The organism is Vibrio coralliirubri, assembly GCF_024347375.1.
Classification (GTDB): Bacteria; Pseudomonadota; Gammaproteobacteria; order Enterobacterales; family Vibrionaceae; genus Vibrio; species Vibrio coralliirubri.
Window position 1 is genome coordinate 1,839,613 of the sequence record NZ_AP025470.1, and the last position, 17,310, is coordinate 1,856,922.

Here is a 17,310-nt window from a genome sequence, read left to right on the forward strand (position 1 = left end):
GAAAGTACTTCTATATAACAAAATAGAGGATTTTCATTATGACGTCAGTATCTATACATCAATTCAAACATTGGCTTAAGTTTCATCCTAATTCTCGAATTAGAAATGTGTTTTTCATTTTGAAAGACATCAGAAGCGCAGAGCTACCTACCCCTCAAATACTCAATCGTTGCCTGTATCAAGCGCACAAGTTAGTGGTGAGTTTGGTTTCTGGCTTTACTCGATTCTTCTACTGGACACCCGCTTTCAAAGGTCGTGTGGCTCAATGTGGTAAGCGCCTGTATTTGTATGGTGGACTGCCTTTCGTCAGTGGTCCGGTGCAAATTTCGATTGGAGACAACTGCCGTATCTCTGGCCACACGACATTCTCTGGTTGTACTCAGCCACTTGAAGGCTTGGAACACCCACTATTGTCGATTGGCAACAACGTCGACATCGGTTGGCAGTCGACTATCGCTGTTGGAGGTAAAGTGGTTATCTCTGACAACGTACGAATCGCAGGCGGCGCTTTTCTATTTGGATACTCTGGACACCCGCTTGATGCAAAGCGCCGAGCGTTAGGTGAAGGCGATGACCCTCAGCAAATCGGCGACATCATTCTTGAGCCCGATGTATGGCTGGGCACGAATGTTACCGTTAAAGGTGGCGTAACCATCGGCGAAGGTGCCGTTATAGCCGCAGGCAGCGTAGTAACAAAGAATATCCCGGCCTTCGCAATCGCAGGCGGTAACCCAGCTCGAGTTGTCGGTCACATTAAACCCATTGAAGTGACAGAATCCGATATGTTCGATTCGTTAGAGACTCATGGAGGTGACCATGCGTGATTTAATCGTATTTGGTGAAGACTTTGGTGGCCTACCTTCATCGACTCAACATTTAGTTCGTCACCTTGCTAAGCAACACAAAGTCTTATGGGTCAACTCTATTGGCCTAAGACAACCGAAGCTGTCCGCCAAAGATGTAAGCCGAGCGTTCAACAAGTTGTTTGGTAAAACCAAGGCCGTTACTCAAAACATGCTCGACTCTGAGGGACACGACAACATTACTATCGTTAACTTAAAGACAATCCCTGCGCCTGCTTCTAAATTTTCTAGAAAGTTGGCTCAGCAAATGATGTTGCACCAACTAAAACCAGTGATTGCAGAGCTTAATCTTAACGCGCCTATCCTATGGACTTCTCTTCCGACCGCTGTTGATTTGTGCGGACACTTAGGCGAGTCATCTGTGGTTTATTACTGCGGTGATGATTTTAGCGCGCTGGCTGGTGTTGATCATGAAACCGTTGCACAGCACGAATCGGAACTGATCGATAAATCGACGCTTATATTCGCGTCTAGCAAAAAATTGATGGATAAATTTCCAAAGCATAAAGCGCACTTGTTAGCACATGGTGTCGACGTAAACCTGTTTTCAACACCCGTACCAAGAGCAAAAGATTTACCAAGCAACCACCGCCCTATTGCTGGTTTTTATGGCAGCCTTTCTAAATGGCTTGATTATGAAATGATTGATCATGTTGCGAATGCGATGCCGGAATGGGACTTTGTTTTCATTGGTCCAAACGAGCTTGATACGCTCATGCTGCCTAAGTTGAGTAACGTTCATTACCTTGGTCCTCGTCCACACCACACGCTACCAAGCTATTCTCAACACTGGGATGTGAGCTTGTTGCCGTTTGTTGATAACGAGCAGATCCGAGCTTGTAGCCCACTCAAACTAATGGAATACCTTGCGGCTGGCACACCCATTATCACAACACCGTTCCCTGCTTTGGTTCCATATCAAGAGCACGTGACCACGGTTGGTAGTGCCAACCAAATGATTTGGGCGCTTGATCATGCACGCCAACTGAGCAATTCACCTATATCTGTCGTCGAACAAGAGAGCTGGCAGAACCGTGGTAACTTCGTACATTGGATGTTGGAGCTACTATGAATAATCTGAAATTGCGGTTATTAGTTATCATCAATGCGATGTGGCGCCAACGCTATGTTATCGTTCTGCCAATGCTTATTTTGCCATTTGTGGGCTTTGGTGTGAGCAAGTTAGCTCCAACTAAATATGACGCGCATACCAGTATGTTGATTCAAGAAACGGCCAAGATGAATCCATTCTTGGAAGACATCGCCGTTTCTACCATGCTCAAAGACCGACTTAATGCATTGAGAACACTGCTTCACAGTCGACATGTGCTTTACTCGGTCGCTGATGAACTGCAATTAACCACGCCAGATATGCCTGAAATTGAGAAACAAGAGATCATTACTGACCTGTCTCAGCGTTTATCGGTGACTCAGCTTGGGAAAGACTTTCTAAAGATAAGCTTAACCTCCAACACACCAACAGGAATGGAAGAGACGCTGCGCTCGGTGAGTGAACATTTCATTGAACAGTTGCTCGCGCCGGAACGTTCATCGATTGAAGACTCAAGTAACTTCTTAAAAATTCATATCGACAAACGGAGTGTGGAACTTGAAGAAGCGGAAGAAGCTTTGGCCTTGTACATGAACGAAAACGTCCAGTCGACACCTGAGGTACAAAGCCAAAGTTTGAATCGCTTAGCGTCACTCAAACAAACACTGGCGGAAAAAGAGGCAGAGTTATCGGGTGTCGAAAAAAGTTTAGGGTCAATCGACCAACAACTTTCACGAACCAACCCTGTGATCGGTAAATTGGAAGACCAGATCATCGACATTCGAAGCGACCTAACCTTGTTACAAGCAAAATACACGGACAAACACAGTGCTGTGCAAGCTAAAGTGCGTGAGTTAGACAGACTAGAGAATGAACGTAAGAGTTTGCTCGAGGTAACCCAGCCAACGATGAACAGCGACCAGCTTTGGGACATCGCAAGTAGCACGACACTGAACAAACTTTCTGATACCCAACCTCTTCTGGTCACTCAATTACACAGCCTACAGCTGGTTCGTGCTCGCTTTGAGTCATTAACCGAAGAGACCAAAAGCCTTCGTACTATGATTTTCGAATTAGAACACAAGGCGAATAATTTCGGCGAAAATGCAAAAGAGATGTACCGCCTTAAACGTCAAGTTGAAATCAAACGTCAACTATATGATGAACTGACAGAGCGTTATGAAATGGCTCAGCTAACGGGTTCGCTTGGTGTATTCGAGCAAAACAAACGTGTGAAGATTATTGATTTGCCTTTCACACCGAGTATCAAATCTAACATGCCGACTTTTGTCTTTATTCTGGCTGGATTCGTTGCAGGTATCGGATTGGGTGTTGGCTTAGCTGTGTTGTTTGAACTGTTTGACTCTTCAATCAAACGTAAAGACGAAATCGAAGAGATCTTAGGCGTCCCAGTGATTACGGTGATCCCTAAAATGAGCTAGTCAGCCTCAAAGCCATAATTTGACTTGCTAGCTTCTTAGCTTTCTAATTTCCTAGCTTCCTAGCTTCCTAGCTTCCTAGCTTCCTAGCTTCCTAGAGCAAAACGCCAACACTCGCTTGGCGTTGTGTTTGTTTAAGGCCCCAATTATTAATCCCACTTTCGATTTACCCAAGCCCTATGATTCAAACTGCCATTCAATCGTATTTTGTTTTGATTCCCATTTTGAGAAATGAAAACCGCCCTAGAACAAAACGACTTAAACAACTGAAAAATAAAGATTATTTAATTGGCACAACTCCTGCAACCTCCTTGTGTAGATAAACGTTTTAAAGAAGTTACTTCAAGAGAAACGTCAGAAAGGCGAAACAAGAATTATAAAGGCAGGGTCCAAACTATGAATACGCATTTAACGAAGCATGGCAAAAAGATCATACACGTTGTTCAGCACCTTGCACCGGGTGGATTAGAAACCCTAACTCTGGATTTGCTGCGCCTTGCTAAACCAACAGACCAAGTATTGATTGTCAGTTTAGAAGGTACAAAACAAGAGTCTATAAACAACTGGCCGAAGCTAGAGCCATACAAAGAGCAAATCGTCTTTTTGGATAAAGCACCAGGCGTACAATTCAATATCATTATTAAGCTAATTAAAGCCTTCAATGCGATTCGCCCTGATGTTGTTCATACTCATCATATAGGCCCACTGTTATACGCTGGTTATGCCGCTCGCGTAACAGGGGTTCCAACTCGAATCCATACCGAACATGACGCTTGGCATCTGAACAACAACAAACGTCGTCGATTACAAGCGCTTGCTTTAAAGGCCGCTCAACCAACATTAGTTGCCGACGCAACACGTGTTTATAACCAACTACGCACCGCTTTTTCTTATGAAAACATCATTACCATCAAAAACGGCGTCGATTGTGAGAAGTTTAAGCCAATGTCGAAAGACCAAGCGAGAGCAAGCCTAAACCTGCCGACAGACAAACACATCATCGGTTGTGCAGGTCGACTAGAACATGTCAAAGGCCAAGACCAACTTATTAAAGCACTGACTCTTTTACCTGAAAACATGGTTGTCGTATTGGCTGGCGGCGGTACTAAACGCAATCAACTAGAGCAACTGACTAGCCGCTTGAATCTGAATGACCGAGTGATCTTTCTTGGCCTAGTTGAAGACATGACCACGTTTTACGGAGCGTTGGATACCTTCTGCCTACCTTCACGCCATGAAGGTCTGCCGCTTTCTACACTCGAAGCTCAAGCATGCAATATCCCAACCGTCGCAATGGACGTTGGCGCTGTCGATGAAACCTTGTGCCCAATCAGCGGAACGCTCGTTAAAAAAGGCAGCATTACAGGGTTAGCCAATGCCTTGTTAGAGACTCAAAATGAACGCTTTTTATCACCTCGACGTTACGTTCTTGAGAACTTCGACATCATCAAAATGGTTTCGTCTTACAACGATATCTCGGAAGGAGCTTACGCATGATCGATTGGTTACTTGCGGGACTTTGTTTGTTTTCAGGTGCGTTGATTGTCTATCATCACGCAGCCTACCCTTTGTTACTGCGTTGGTATGCTAAAAGCCACCCTGCACGTCAAGTTGAAGAGAGTCATCGTTGTTACAAAGAGGAACAGCGAGATTGCACCTTACCGACCATCACCGTTCTTGTTCCTGCATTTAACGAAGAACAGTGGATCGCAGACAAAATTCGTAACCTTGCTTCACTCGATTACCCAAAAAAGAAGCTAAAAGTGATTATTGCTTGTGACGGTTGCACTGATAATACAGTGGCAATTGCACAAATGACCATTCAAGAAGCGATGTGCAGTGATGTTTATTTTGAGATACATGACCATCAAGTAAACCGAGGTAAAGTCGCGATTGTTAATGAAGAAGTGACGCGAATAACCAGTGATATTACAGCGATGAGTGATGTTTCTGCCCTTATTTCATTGGATGCGTTGCTTATAGCCGCCGCTCATTTTGAAAGTGACAAGGTTGGAGTGGTAAACGCAACCTATCAACTTTGTCCAACAGGCAATGAAGGCGAAAACACGTATTGGCAGTACCAAACCGCGGTTAAAGAGTCAGAGGCTTCATTAGGTTCTAGCTTGGGTTCTCATGGCGCTTTCTACTTGTTTAGAACACACCTGTTTGAACTGCTTCCACTCAACACTATTAATGATGATTTCATCTTACCGATGCAAATCGTTAAACAAGGTTACATCGCAGAATACGAAACCCAAATGGTGGCATTAGAGCTAGAGGAATCAAACCTAGAAACAGACTTCAAAAGAAGACTTCGTATTTCAGCGGGCAACATGCAACAAGCGATTCGATTATTTGGCTTGTTCAGCCCAAAGTTCAAAGGCATCGCGTTTGCGTTCTTTTCAGGAAAAGGACTTCGCCTACTCACTCCCTATTTAATGATTGTGTGCTTAGTGTGCTCAATCTTACTTAGCAACTACTTGGTATTTGCAGCGCTGTTATGGGCTCAAGTTGCCGTTTATACCATTGGCGTACTTGGTTGCATCCTGCCAAAGCGTCTAATAAACAAACCTATTTCATTAATCTCTTATTTGATAGTTGGACATTATGCCAACTTCATTGGTGGTATTCGTTACCTAATCGGACTAGAAAACTCACCTTGGACACGAGCGAATCATTAAGGACTTATTATGATGAACATTGAACAGCTATCTACCCAAAACCTATACCAATACAAAATCTCACGTGCTAAACGTACTTTCGATTTCGTAAGCTCACTGATTGCTTTGATTTTGCTAGCGCCCGTATTTCCGTTGATTGCGATGGCGATTGCACTCACTTCTCGTGGCCCTATTTTCTACCGTCAACTGCGTGTTGGTAAATCGACACCGGAGAAAATGGAAATCTTTGAGATCATGAAGTTCCGTAGCATGTACGAAGATGCAGAAACTCGCTCTGGTGCCGTTTGGGCTACCGCAAATGACCCACGAATCACGCCTGTTGGCCGCTTTTTGAGAAAGACACGTCTTGATGAGCTGCCACAACTGATCAATGTATTGAAAGGTGAAATGTCTCTAATTGGCCCACGCCCTGAACGCCCTACTTTTTACACCAAACTAGAGAACGAAATCCCTTACTTTGCTGACCGTACATACGGTGTAATGCCTGGTATTACGGGACTTGCACAAGTGAATCAAGGTTACGACACCTGCATTGATGATGTACGTCGTAAAGTGGGTTTTGACCACAGTTACGCACTAAGCCTATGTTCTGTTAAGTCTTGGATTGCCGCTGATCTAAGCATCATTTCTAAAACCATCATCGTAATGGTAGATGGTCGAGGTCGCTAAACCAGTATGGTCTAAGGTGAAAGAACAAGCTGTTTAGTCCAAGGTGGTAAATAGAGCAGTCTTGTCCGATGTGAATACAAAGCCAGCTTTGATAATGATTTATCGGCTGGCTTTTTGTTGCCTCAAACAAGCCAACTTAAAGAACGCTTCGATTTTAAAATCCAATTGGTATACGATGCCAACATACTGTTCTAAAAACGATTAAATGCCGTTGTTATGAAAATCGAAGATCTTAAGCTGTTTACCACCGTTGTCGAACTGGGTAGTTTTACTGCCGCTGCAAATGCACTTGACCTTCCCCGCGCTAATGTTAGCCGCAGAATTAACGACCTTGAGAAATCTCTTGGCATTCAACTGTTCTTTAGAACCACGCGCAGCCTTTCCTTAACGAAATCTGGCGAGCTTTATTATAAAGAGCTACTCAATGCGTTAAGTGCGCTCGACAAAGCGAACCATATCGCCTCCAACCTATCAGAAGTTGCACACGGACAAGTTAAGATTGGCCTGTTGCCGGAAACCAGCGACATCATGCAATCGACGCTGTTCAAGTTCCAAGATATGTACCCAAAGATCGAGCTTGATATTCGAACGATCAGCAATGGTTTTGTCGATATGTACCGCCAAGGGTTAGATCTGGCGATGCACGGTGGTACGTTGAGTGATGCTAATGTAGTGGCGCGCAAAGTTATGACTTTACAGCGTGTTTTTGTCGCCAGCCCTGAGTTTCTAGAGAAAGAAGGCACGCCTTCAAGCTTAAGAGAAATCACCAACTACCCCTTTGTGTGCTTTCGATGGCCAAGTGGTGACATCGACAAGCAATGGGACATCAAAGACCACATCATCAAGGTCGAACCTTCGGTGGTGAGTGACAGTATCGGCTTCGTAATCGGTGGCGCGGCACGTCACAGAGGCATCGCATTACTGCCTGAACTCTTGGTACGACAACAACTCAAAGACGGAACTTTGATCAACCTGTTTCCAGACGAGAACCTTCAACAAGAAGAAGCATGGCTACTCTACCCGCAACGCAAAGCGCTGAGTCATTCTGCTCAACTTTTGATTGATTTTTTATTACAAGAACTTCCAAATCTTTAGTTATTGTAACGAATATCATGACAGTGTTTCGCGAATAGACTAGATTATCTAAACAAAACAGAAAGATAGAATTGCTCCATAAATTGACAGGAGTAATCCATGAAGCCTATATCTCAACATTCATCTGTTTTGCAGCGTTCGTCTATCTTTCAACAGACACCTATCTTCAAATACACAGTCATTGCACTAAGCCTAACTACGCTGTTTGGCTGTAATGACTCTGAGGCAACGACAGCTCAAAAACAAACGCGTCCGATTCAAGTTATCCAACTTGAGCCTCTCTCTCATCAAGTTGAAAAATCGTTCACGGGCAAATTGCAGTCATCAGAAACGGCTGGCGTCGCGTTTCGTGTACCCGGCACTATTCAAAACATGGTGGTCTCTGTTGGCGATACAGTTAAGAAAGGCCAACCATTGGCACAACTCGACCCGCACGATTACCAAGTGGCGTTGGAAGAGTTGCAAGCTCGTTCTCTTGAAGCAAAATCCGCACACAAGCTAGCTAAGGCTGAACTTGCTCGAGTGAAACAAGCCATTGCTGACAACGCGATTGCTGATGTTAATCTGGACCGTGCAATCAGTGGTTATGAAAGAAGTGAAGCCGCGGTTAAAGTGGTTGAGCAAAACATACGCCGCGCAAAAGATTCGATTCGTTATACCCAACTGCTTGCGCCATTCGACGGCGTGGTCGCGGCATCTAACTTCGATCAGTTTGAACAAGTCCTGCCGGGTATTTCAGTTTTCACCATCCACAACCCAGATCAGCTTGAAGTTAAAATCCAAGTCCCAGAAAACTTGATTCATGAATTCCAACCGAATCAAACCGCTGGTATCAACTGGTATGGCTCAGAGGAAAAACTGATTGGTTACGCCGCTGAAATTGCCACGTCTCCTCACCCTATTAAGCAAACCTACGCAGTGACTTACCATGTAGAGTCAGCGGACAAAACTGTGTTGCCAGGGAAAGCCGTCACACTGACGACTCAACTTGGCGAACCAACAGATAATTTCTGCTTACCGTATTCAGCGATCGTCAACCAATCGGGTATCGAGCAAGTATTCACCGTTCAAAACGAGCAAGCGCACGGCGTGACTGTGGACGTGGTTTCGATGTCTCAAAATACCGTGTGTGTTGAATCTACGCTTAGCGATGGCGACTTCGTTGTGGTAAGTGGTGCTCAGTACGTCATGGAAGGCCAACACTTCTCTGATATTCAAGTTAAGAGCCTGTAGGTAAATCATGATGAATCTAGCTGATTTTGCGATCAAACAACGCACCTTCATCCTGTTTTTCACTGCATTGAGTGTTATCGCGGGCCTGTTTTCTTACTTTGATCTTGGCAAGCTCGAAGATCCAAGTTTCACCATTAAAACGGCCGTGGTAGTGACACTCTACCCCGGCGCTTCTGCAGAAGAAGTGGAGCAACAAGTTACGGATACCGTTGAAACTAAACTGCAAGAGATGGGGTCATTGAACCGACTGCGTTCACTGTCTCGTCCGGGCATGTCGATGGTGTTTGTTGACCTAAAAGAGTCTCTTAATTCAAAAGCACTACCACAAGAGTGGGACTTGCTGCGTCGTAAAGTGTCAGACATGAAGCTGTTACTGCCTTCGACGGCGCAGATCAGTGTCGTGCAGGATGAGTTTTCTGAAGTCTACGGCATGCTTTTCTCTATCCACAGTAAGGATGCTTCACCTGCTGAGCTAAGACGTTACGCCGAAGAACTCCAACGTAGAATTAAAACCGTCGATGGCATTAAGAAGATTGAGTTACACGGTGTTCAGCCACGCGTTGTTCATATCGACATCCCAGATGAAAGGTTGGCGCAATACGGCTTATCTATCACACAAGTTTGGTCGCAGCTGAATACGCAAAACATGGCCTTCGATGCGGGCAAATTTTCCGCGGGCACTGAACGTATTCGTGTTCAACAGTCGAGCGAGTTTGGTTCATTAGACGGCATCAAAAACCTGATGATTAAAGGCGGCGTGAGTGAATTCGGAACCAGCTTAATCCGTTTGGGCGATATCGCAGACATCACCATGGGCTACCAAGAGCCAATGATGACGGGAAACCGCTACAACGGCGTACCTGCGGTCACGCTAGCGATGAGCCCAGTGACCGGCGTTAATGTGGTATCGCTTGGCGATGAAATCAATCAGATCGTCAGCGATTTCCAAGCAACTCTGCCGTTAGGCGTTGATATCTCGACGGTAGCAAACCAGCCTGAAGAAGTTCAGAAATCGATCGATAACTTCGTACAAAACTTACTTGAAAGTGTCGCGATTGTGTTCATCGTCCTATCGATTTTCATGGGACTAAAAAGCGCGACCATCGTCGGCTCAAGCTTACTGCTGACTATCTTGCTGACGCTTATCTACATGAACATCGCGTCAATTGACTTACACCGAGTTTCGTTAGGTACGTTCATTCTTGCGCTCGGCATGTTGGTGGATAACGCGATTGTCATCACCGATATGATGATCGTTAAAATCAACAAAGGCGTCGACCGTACCAAAGCCGCAATTGATTCTGTTAAAGAGACAGCAACACCGCTCTTTGGCGCGACAGTTATCGCTATCATGGGTGCAAGCCCTGTTATTTTTTCAAAAACCGATGCGGCTGAGTTCGCAAGCTCGGTATTCCTTATCATCGCCTCTTCACTGTTATTGTCTTGGCTCGTCGCGATGACCTTCACGGCCTTGATGTGTTGGTTCTTTATCAAGCCAAGCAAACAAGCTGACAACACCAAAGTGAGCTTATACCGTAAGAGTGTAAACTGGACGGTAGATAACCCACTCAAAGCACTGACGGGGCTTATTCCGTTGATATTAGTGACGGCATTGGCTGTGCCGAGCATCGCGGTTAACTTCATTCCACAAGCCGACAGGCCCATCCTGTTTCTAGATTACTGGCTACCGAATGGTGCCAAGGTTGAACAAACCTCAGAAGACATGAAGCGCATCGAACAGTGGTTGTTAGAACAGCCGGAAGTCGAGAGTATCTCAACATACGTTGGCGCGGGTGCTCCTCGTTTCTCAGTAACCATTGAGCCAGAGCCGTTTGATCCTGCTTATGGTCAGATCTTGATTAACGCGACCGATTTCCCATCAGTCAGCCCGCTGATTGCGCGTGGTGACAAATGGTTAATGGAAGAGTTTCCAAACGCCGATCCTCGTTTTAGAAGCTTAAAACTGGCGACTGCCGATAAATTCAGTGTTGAAGCGCGTTTCTCCGGCCCAGATGTCGAGGTGCTTCACGGCTTATCAGAGCAAGCTAAAGCGATCTTTGCTCGTCATCCAGACACAAAATACGTGCGTGACGACTGGCGACAAAAGAGCAAGGTTCTAGAACCTGTCATCAACCAAGACAAGATGCGCTTTGCGGGTATTAACCGTGCCGACATTGCATTCGCGATGAAACGCGCGTCAGAAGGTATGCCACTGGGTCGTATGAACTTAAACGACGAACTGGTGACGATTCAACTGCGTGGCACAGAAAGCTCAATTCAGTCGCTAGAAACTCTGCCGGTTCGCTCTCTGTTAGGCATTCACAGCGTTCCACTGGGTCAACTCATTGATGGCTTTGAGCTGACCAGTGAAGAGACCATGATTTGGCGTCGTGACCGCGTAAAAACCATCACTGCACAAGCTGGCGTTGGTCGTTACACCACTCCTGCAGCGGTAAGAAACTCGGTTAAAGAACAAATTGAATCCATCCACCTTCCCCATGGTTACCACTTGGAATGGGGCGGCGAATATTACGACGAGCACAAAGCCGTCAGCGATATTCTTAAGCAGCTGCCTAAAGCAATGCTGTTGATGGTGATTATCTTAGTGGCGATGTTTAACGGCTTCAAACAGCCAGTCATCATCTTCACCACCCTACCGCTTGCGGCGACGGGTGCAACATTCAGCTTATTGCTGTTGGATAAACCATTCGGATTCATGGCATTGATTGGCGCGGTAACCTTGACCGGTATGATCATCAAGAACGGCATTGTATTGATGGACCAAATCGAGCTTGAACGTAAAAACGGTCGCTCACTGTCTGATGCAATCAAAGAAGCAACCGTGAACCGCACAATGGCGATCTCAATGGGTGCGCTCACCACAGCACTTGGCATGATCCCGCTGCTTAGTGACCTGCTATTTGACCAGATGGCGGCAACCATTATCGGTGGTTTGGCTGCAGCAACCGTGTTGTCTCTATTTGTAATGCCTGCGCTGTACAAGCTTTTCTATCGAACCGAACAAAAGAAAACGGTAGAAGAAGCCATCAAAGACGCAGTGATCGTGCTTGATGCAACATCTCAGTCTACAAACAGCGGCACTCCAACCTCATTCAACAAGGAGCAATAAACATGTATCCATTAACGAAGTTTAAAGTGGCTCCTATTGCTCTTGCCTTGTTGCTGACAGGTTGTGCGGTTGGCTCCGATTACGAAGAACCTCAAACCACCATGGCTGAGACCTTCTTATATAGCCAAGGTGATGTGAACCAAGACGTCGTGAGCCAAAACGAGCAGCACAATCATTGGTGGACACAGTTCAATGACCCTACGCTGAATCAGTTAGTGGCCGATGTTCAAAACCAGAACATCCCACTTAAACTGGCCGCCGAGCGAATCAACATGGCGAACTCATATAAGAGCGTTGTGGAATCATTCAAAGTTCCGACCATCAATGTCGGTGGCGGTTATTACAACTACCAACTGAGTGAGAATGACTCCCTACTTGGCCCCGTATTTGGCGCTTCTGATGCGGTTGAGTCAGCGACCGGCATGTCGTTATTGGAAGCGCAACACGATGGTGGGTTCTTAGGTGCGAGCATCGCGTGGGAAATGGACTTGTTTGGACGTATCGATAAGCAATCCAACGCGGCGACAATTCGAGTTGAACAAGCCGAGATATTCCAATCGGGTTTGAATACCTTGATCACCGCCGATGTTATTCACAACTACCTGCAATATCGTGGCGCTCAAGAGCGAAAAGCGATCGCACTAGAGAACATTGCCGACCAAAAGCAGACTTTAGAACTGGTCACCAAAGTTGTTCGCAGCGGCTACGGCTCTGAGTTAGATCTTGCTCAAGCCGAAGCCATGCTTGCAGCGACTGAATCCATTGTTCCTCAACTTGAAATAGCAGAGCAAGTCCATAAACAACGCATGGCAGTCTTATTAGGCGAGTCGCTTACGAAAGTGAACCAACGTTTAGCGGGTGAATTTACCTTGCCGAGAATGAACGATGTTATTCCGACAGGCTTACCTTCTGACTTGTTAGAACAACGCCCAGACATCCGAATTGCAGAGCGTGAAATGGCAGCCATTAACGAAGAACTCGGCGCAAGCATTGCCAATCGCTATCCAAAGTTCTTCCTAACGGGCTCACCAGGTGTGACGGCGGGAAGTTTTGATGACCTATTCAGTAGCGACTCATTCGGCTGGGCGGCATCTGCAGGCATCAGTTGGAATGTGTTCGATGGCGGCCGAGGCGAAGCCATGGTGAAAATGAACGAAGCAAGGTTCCGTTCTGCTGCGCTCAACTACCAACACTCGGTAGACAGCGCCTTTGCAGAAGTCGATTCAAGCTTGTTTGCCTATGGCCGTAGCCAAGAAAACCAAAAGCGCATCGATGAAGCCACCATTGCCGTCGATAATGCAGTGAGTAAGGCAAAGTCTCTCTATAAAGCGGGCCTAGTCGATTACTTATCGGTGTTAGACGCACAAAGACAACAAAAAGCGATGCAAGATCGTCAAGTAGCCGCCAAGCTTCAAACCGCCAATACCACGATTGCCGTGTATAAAGCCTTAGGTGGCGATTGGAAAGTCGCTAATGAAACGCAGAGTGTCGAATTAGCCCGCGTAAACTAGGCTCACTGCTCTTCGTTATCTACTGAATGATGCAATAAGCGTAATAAAAAATACCGCCGTTGATTACGGCGGTATTTTTATGTGAGCACGTTATGCGTTTCGAGGGCCAAACATAATAATCGCCATACCGAGTAGTGCAACTGAGCCACCGACCAGATCCCACGTTGTCGGCTTTTCGCCATCAACAAGCCACAGCCATATCAGGGCAACAGAAATATACACACCGCCATAGGCCGCATAAACACGCCCTGTCGCGGTAGGATGAAGCGTCAATAACCACGCAAACAATGCCAGGCTTATCGCAGCAGGAATCAATAACCAAATGCTCTTGTCTTCTCTCAACCAAAGATAAGGTAGATAACACCCTACAATCTCGGCCACCGCCGTAAGTACAAAAAGACCGACCGTTTTAAATTCAATCACAACTTACCTTTATCTGTTTAAATGCAGAGTACACTGTTAATACTTACGCTTTGTTAGCCCAGTAAAACCAAGCCTTCACTAAACGCATGTTCAGTATTAATTGATATTTCCAGAGCTTATCTGTTTGATAAACTGGCCTCATTCACTACAAGAGTGAGCGAAAAATGATTCATATATCCCAAGTACTAACGTTAGTCGAAAAGCAGCTTAAGTGCTTACAACCTAAAGAAGCCGTGCACTTTAAAACGTACAAAAGAGACCGTGGTTTTCTGCTTTATTGCCTCGATAACGGACAGTTTCAGATCATTGAAACGGGTTACTACAACCATGCATATACAAGTGATGTAGCAAGCACTCGAAAACACGTTAAGAAAGTTTTGAAACGAGAGTTTCCAAGAAGCAATAAGGTATGGGTTGAGTACTATCAAGCTGTCGATGATCCATCCAACGTTAATAGCGCCCACACACCACAGATGCCCCTGTTTTAGTTTCAATGGAACATAACACTGGTTAGACAAATGCTACTTTGGCGCTTCTGACTCTGTAAAATTGGTTTTAAAAGTGAAGGCATACGGCGTATCACCGATTTCTCTGAGGTGTTCAAGTCGCTCTATCGCTTCTTCGAGTGTGGGAATATGGTCTTCCTCGATCCACCAAAGAACATAAGTATCTTCAGGTAAACGATGAAACCAATCCCCCTTTCGGCGCATGAAATCACGGTGATGTGTGCGGAACATGAAGTTCTTTAACGAATCCACAGAGTCCCACACCGACATGTTCACGATCATATTAGGATCATCGAAAGCTTGGATGTTGGTGGCGTCACCAGATTCATCTTTCAAACGCCAAACGAACCCTTCACTGCTTTCTGCAATTCCATTAACCAACTCTAAGTTATCGACAAACTCTTTGATTTCTGGCGCATCTAACGGGTATTTTGCCAGAGCGATATTCAACTGAGCTAATTTCATAACGTTTCTTCCTTGATAAATTATGAGTAATAAGCGACGTTTTGTTAGGCGTTCTTACTCAAGTAAACCCTAACAAATCCAAACTCTTCGTCGGTTTCTTCCCTATCAATCGACCAACCATTTTTCAGATAAAAATGAATCGCTTGCTCATTACCTTTGAATGTTTCAAGACGATAATGTTCATGACCCAATGTGCTCATCTCGTTCTCAACATGCTTGAGAAGAGTCGCACCAAAGCCTGAACGTTGAATGTTCGGGGAAACCATTAAGATATGTACGAAGTCATTTTCAAACGCACAATAACCTTGAATCTGATTATTTGATTCAAGCACGACACAATTTGAGAGTTGTTTCTCAACTTCTTTATCAGACTCACCACTGTTGATGAACCAATCCACGCCTTCGTCGCCCAAAAATGAACGGTAGCACGCATTGATTGTGTCTCTCGCTAGCTCTTGGATTGACGCTAAATCAGATGCTTGGGCTTTTCTAATATTTTCCATATAACCTTCTTCTCGCGAATAACGCTTCGCTCAATAGTAAGCAACGCGACTACTGTACCTAAAATATGGTGCCGTAAACACTAAAGTTGAATCAAACTGGTGATATTAAGCATTGGGAATGAATGCAAACGCAGATATAGCTTGAGTTAAGGAGCAAAAATTAAGAACTGAGAGCTCAGAGTTAATAATTAAGAGTTAAGACGAGAAAGCTTATATTCATAGAAAACCACGGGACTTTCATCAGAGGCTTGCTCAACAAAACTTAGCTTCTTAAGTAAGTGTGCAGAGGCGATGTTTGAACGATCGACACCGCCAATCAGTGTTGACCATGACTCCGTTTTAGCGACTTCCGTGATGAAACCCTTCAATAACTCACTCGCTAAACCTTTGCCCCAGAACTCTTCTGCAAGCAAGTAGCCAATATGAGCATCACTTTCCTCTTCCACATAAGCGAACAGAAAACCAATCAGTTGATTATCGTTGGATTTCACTTGAAGTAAGCGGCTCTCCGACAACATTCGGTCGAGCCAAATTTCAGCCAGTTCACCTGACACAATACCGTGAAAGTATGGTGGAAGGTTTTCAACTACTGACGGGGTTAGAATACCAGGTACTCGCTCAAGCAGAGCCGAAAGTTCAGGAACAGTAAGTTCACCTGCAACTTCTTCTACTTTTAGTCTTTGAGTTTCAAACGAGATCGCCATGTGTCCTGCCTAGTTCGATAAAAATGTGGATTATACACCTGAGTTCTCGTATTGGCTTCGTTTCCAAACCAAAGCAAACTAAAGAACAGCCACGCCTTCAACTTCAATCACAGAGTTCACATTAGCGCGCTCGATTATCTTGAGTAACGTCGTTTGGATTAGCTCATTATCTCGGATTTCGGTTTCACAAGAAAAACGCTCTTCTTGAACACCATCGCCCTCACCCAACATAAATTGAACTGCGACTTCCGTTGCGAGATCTTTGGTCGTCCCATAATACGCTAACGTGATTTTTGGGTATCCGTGGTCGCCCTTTTTAACCTGCTTTGCGATACGTTTCTTGGCTTTATCTAAATTCATGCAACTTCCTTTTAAGTCTGAAATACAAGGTGACTAGAACACCTTTTAAACGGTAAGCAATACAATCAGCGTTGGTTATCGAGTTTCCCTAGCCTCTTGATACTAATCAAGATGGTACAGTCTTAGCACTTTAAAGAGTGATAGCTAGAACACAGAAAACCTGTTTAAGAAATATAATGACAGCGCGTAAGAATTACGCGCCAAGAAGCGGCAGGTGTTTTCGTTGTTGATAAGTTAAGGCTAACTCTAAACACTGCTTGATTGGTGCCTTGGGAAGTGGTTCAGTTAGGTTCAAGACGATTGCCCGATTACCTTGAAATGCCAGTGTGCCATCGTGCAATTCTCTGAATGTGTCGATTAGCTTTGTTTGACAGTTAAAGAACAAGTAATAGTTGTTTGGTGATTTCAATTTCCAGTCGATTCGAATTGGGCTGCCCGTCTTAACGCTGTAACTTGGTTCGCCCCATCTCAGAGACTCTTCGACTTCACCTAATTCCAAATCAGATGAAAGCTCAAATATTAACGAACGCAACTCTTCAAGTCGGCTTCGAACATCATCGGGATACTCGTCGAAATGTGTTTTGATTGCTCTGTCCATTCAACCTCCGATTCATTTGTTGTGATATTAAAGTGCAGCTCACTTAAAGCATAGAACCTTAAACAATAGCCCAACTTAA

The 17,310-nt window shown here is 45.1% G+C and carries 17 protein-coding genes; 11 read left to right on the plus strand and 6 right to left on the minus strand.

Annotated elements, in window-relative coordinates; translation table 11 throughout:
• Window positions 1-38 precede the first annotated feature (38 nt).
• The 10 genes from OCV20_RS08255 to OCV20_RS08300 all read left to right on the plus strand — a co-directional run bounded on the left by OCV20_RS08255 (window position 39) and on the right by OCV20_RS08300 (window position 13,672).
• Window positions 39-824 carry an acyltransferase gene (locus OCV20_RS08255; RefSeq protein WP_086775151.1) on the plus strand — a complete coding sequence of 262 codons (786 nt, stop codon included), beginning with the start codon at window positions 39-41 and terminating at the stop codon, window positions 822-824.
• On the plus strand, window positions 817-1,935 hold the full coding sequence (locus OCV20_RS08260) for a glycosyltransferase (RefSeq protein WP_086775152.1): 1,119 nt from the start codon (window positions 817-819) through the stop codon (window positions 1,933-1,935). Before OCV20_RS08255 ends, OCV20_RS08260 begins: the two co-directional genes overlap by 8 nt.
• The gene (locus tag OCV20_RS08265) at window positions 1,932-3,356 is read left to right on the plus strand and encodes a GumC family protein (RefSeq protein WP_086775153.1); all 1,425 of its coding nucleotides are present in this window, start codon (window positions 1,932-1,934) and stop codon (window positions 3,354-3,356) included. The genes OCV20_RS08260 and OCV20_RS08265 overlap by 4 nt, the downstream gene beginning before the upstream one ends.
• 393 nt (window positions 3,357-3,749) lie before the next feature.
• A complete protein-coding gene (locus tag OCV20_RS08270) occupies window positions 3,750-4,850 on the plus strand; it encodes a glycosyltransferase (RefSeq protein WP_086775154.1) in 1,101 nt (366 codons plus the stop codon).
• Window positions 4,847-6,034, plus strand: coding sequence for a glycosyltransferase family 2 protein (locus tag OCV20_RS08275; RefSeq protein WP_086775155.1), 1,188 nt, complete (start codon window positions 4,847-4,849; stop codon window positions 6,032-6,034). Before OCV20_RS08270 ends, OCV20_RS08275 begins: the two co-directional genes overlap by 4 nt.
• 9 nt (window positions 6,035-6,043) lie before the next feature.
• Window positions 6,044-6,703 carry a sugar transferase gene (locus tag OCV20_RS08280; protein ID WP_017063903.1) on the plus strand — a complete coding sequence of 220 codons (660 nt, stop codon included), beginning with the start codon at window positions 6,044-6,046 and terminating at the stop codon, window positions 6,701-6,703.
• A 216-nt stretch (window positions 6,704-6,919) separates the two neighbouring features.
• Window positions 6,920-7,798, plus strand: coding sequence for a LysR family transcriptional regulator (locus OCV20_RS08285; protein ID WP_086775156.1), 879 nt, complete (start codon window positions 6,920-6,922; stop codon window positions 7,796-7,798).
• 99 nt (window positions 7,799-7,897) lie between these two features.
• Window positions 7,898-9,031 carry an efflux RND transporter periplasmic adaptor subunit gene (locus OCV20_RS08290; protein WP_086775157.1) on the plus strand — a complete coding sequence of 378 codons (1,134 nt, stop codon included), beginning with the start codon at window positions 7,898-7,900 and terminating at the stop codon, window positions 9,029-9,031.
• A 10-nt stretch (window positions 9,032-9,041) separates the two neighbouring features.
• Entirely contained in the window at window positions 9,042-12,161 is a 3,120-nt protein-coding gene (locus tag OCV20_RS08295) for an efflux RND transporter permease subunit (protein WP_202910147.1), read from the plus strand.
• Window positions 12,162-12,163: 2 nt separating this feature from the next.
• Window positions 12,164-13,672, plus strand: a complete 1,509-nt coding sequence (locus OCV20_RS08300; protein WP_086775159.1) for an efflux transporter outer membrane subunit — start codon at window positions 12,164-12,166, stop codon at window positions 13,670-13,672.
• Between the two features lie 90 nt (window positions 13,673-13,762).
• On the opposite strand, the gene OCV20_RS08305 is transcribed toward OCV20_RS08300, so the two are convergent.
• Window positions 13,763-14,095, minus strand: coding sequence for a YnfA family protein (locus OCV20_RS08305; RefSeq protein ID WP_004733816.1), 333 nt, complete (start codon window positions 14,093-14,095; stop codon window positions 13,763-13,765).
• A 164-nt stretch (window positions 14,096-14,259) separates the two neighbouring features.
• On the opposite strand from OCV20_RS08305, the gene OCV20_RS08310 reads away from it, so the two are divergent.
• Window positions 14,260-14,583: a hypothetical protein gene (locus tag OCV20_RS08310; RefSeq protein WP_086775160.1), complete on the plus strand. Its 324-nt coding sequence runs from the start codon at window positions 14,260-14,262 to the stop codon at window positions 14,581-14,583.
• Window positions 14,584-14,616: 33 nt separating this feature from the next.
• Here OCV20_RS08310 and OCV20_RS08315 read toward each other — a convergent pair whose 3' ends face one another.
• The 5 genes from OCV20_RS08315 to OCV20_RS08335 form a co-directional block, all read right to left on the minus strand.
• The gene (locus OCV20_RS08315; RefSeq protein ID WP_017080506.1) at window positions 14,617-15,066 is read right to left on the minus strand and encodes a DUF3291 domain-containing protein; all 450 of its coding nucleotides are present in this window, start codon (window positions 15,064-15,066) and stop codon (window positions 14,617-14,619) included.
• Between the two features lie 44 nt (window positions 15,067-15,110).
• Window positions 15,111-15,569: a GNAT family N-acetyltransferase gene (locus OCV20_RS08320; protein WP_086775161.1), complete on the minus strand. Its 459-nt coding sequence runs from the start codon at window positions 15,567-15,569 to the stop codon at window positions 15,111-15,113.
• A 188-nt stretch (window positions 15,570-15,757) separates the two neighbouring features.
• Window positions 15,758-16,273 (minus strand): GNAT family N-acetyltransferase, encoded by a 516-nt coding sequence (locus tag OCV20_RS08325; protein ID WP_086775162.1) that lies wholly within the window; start codon window positions 16,271-16,273, stop codon window positions 15,758-15,760.
• A gap of 78 nt (window positions 16,274-16,351) precedes the next feature.
• Window positions 16,352-16,633: a hypothetical protein gene (locus tag OCV20_RS08330; protein WP_061017995.1), complete on the minus strand. Its 282-nt coding sequence runs from the start codon at window positions 16,631-16,633 to the stop codon at window positions 16,352-16,354.
• A 193-nt stretch (window positions 16,634-16,826) separates the two neighbouring features.
• Window positions 16,827-17,231, minus strand: coding sequence for a DUF1801 domain-containing protein (locus OCV20_RS08335; protein ID WP_086775163.1), 405 nt, complete (start codon window positions 17,229-17,231; stop codon window positions 16,827-16,829).
• Window positions 17,232-17,310: the final 79 nt, after the last annotated feature.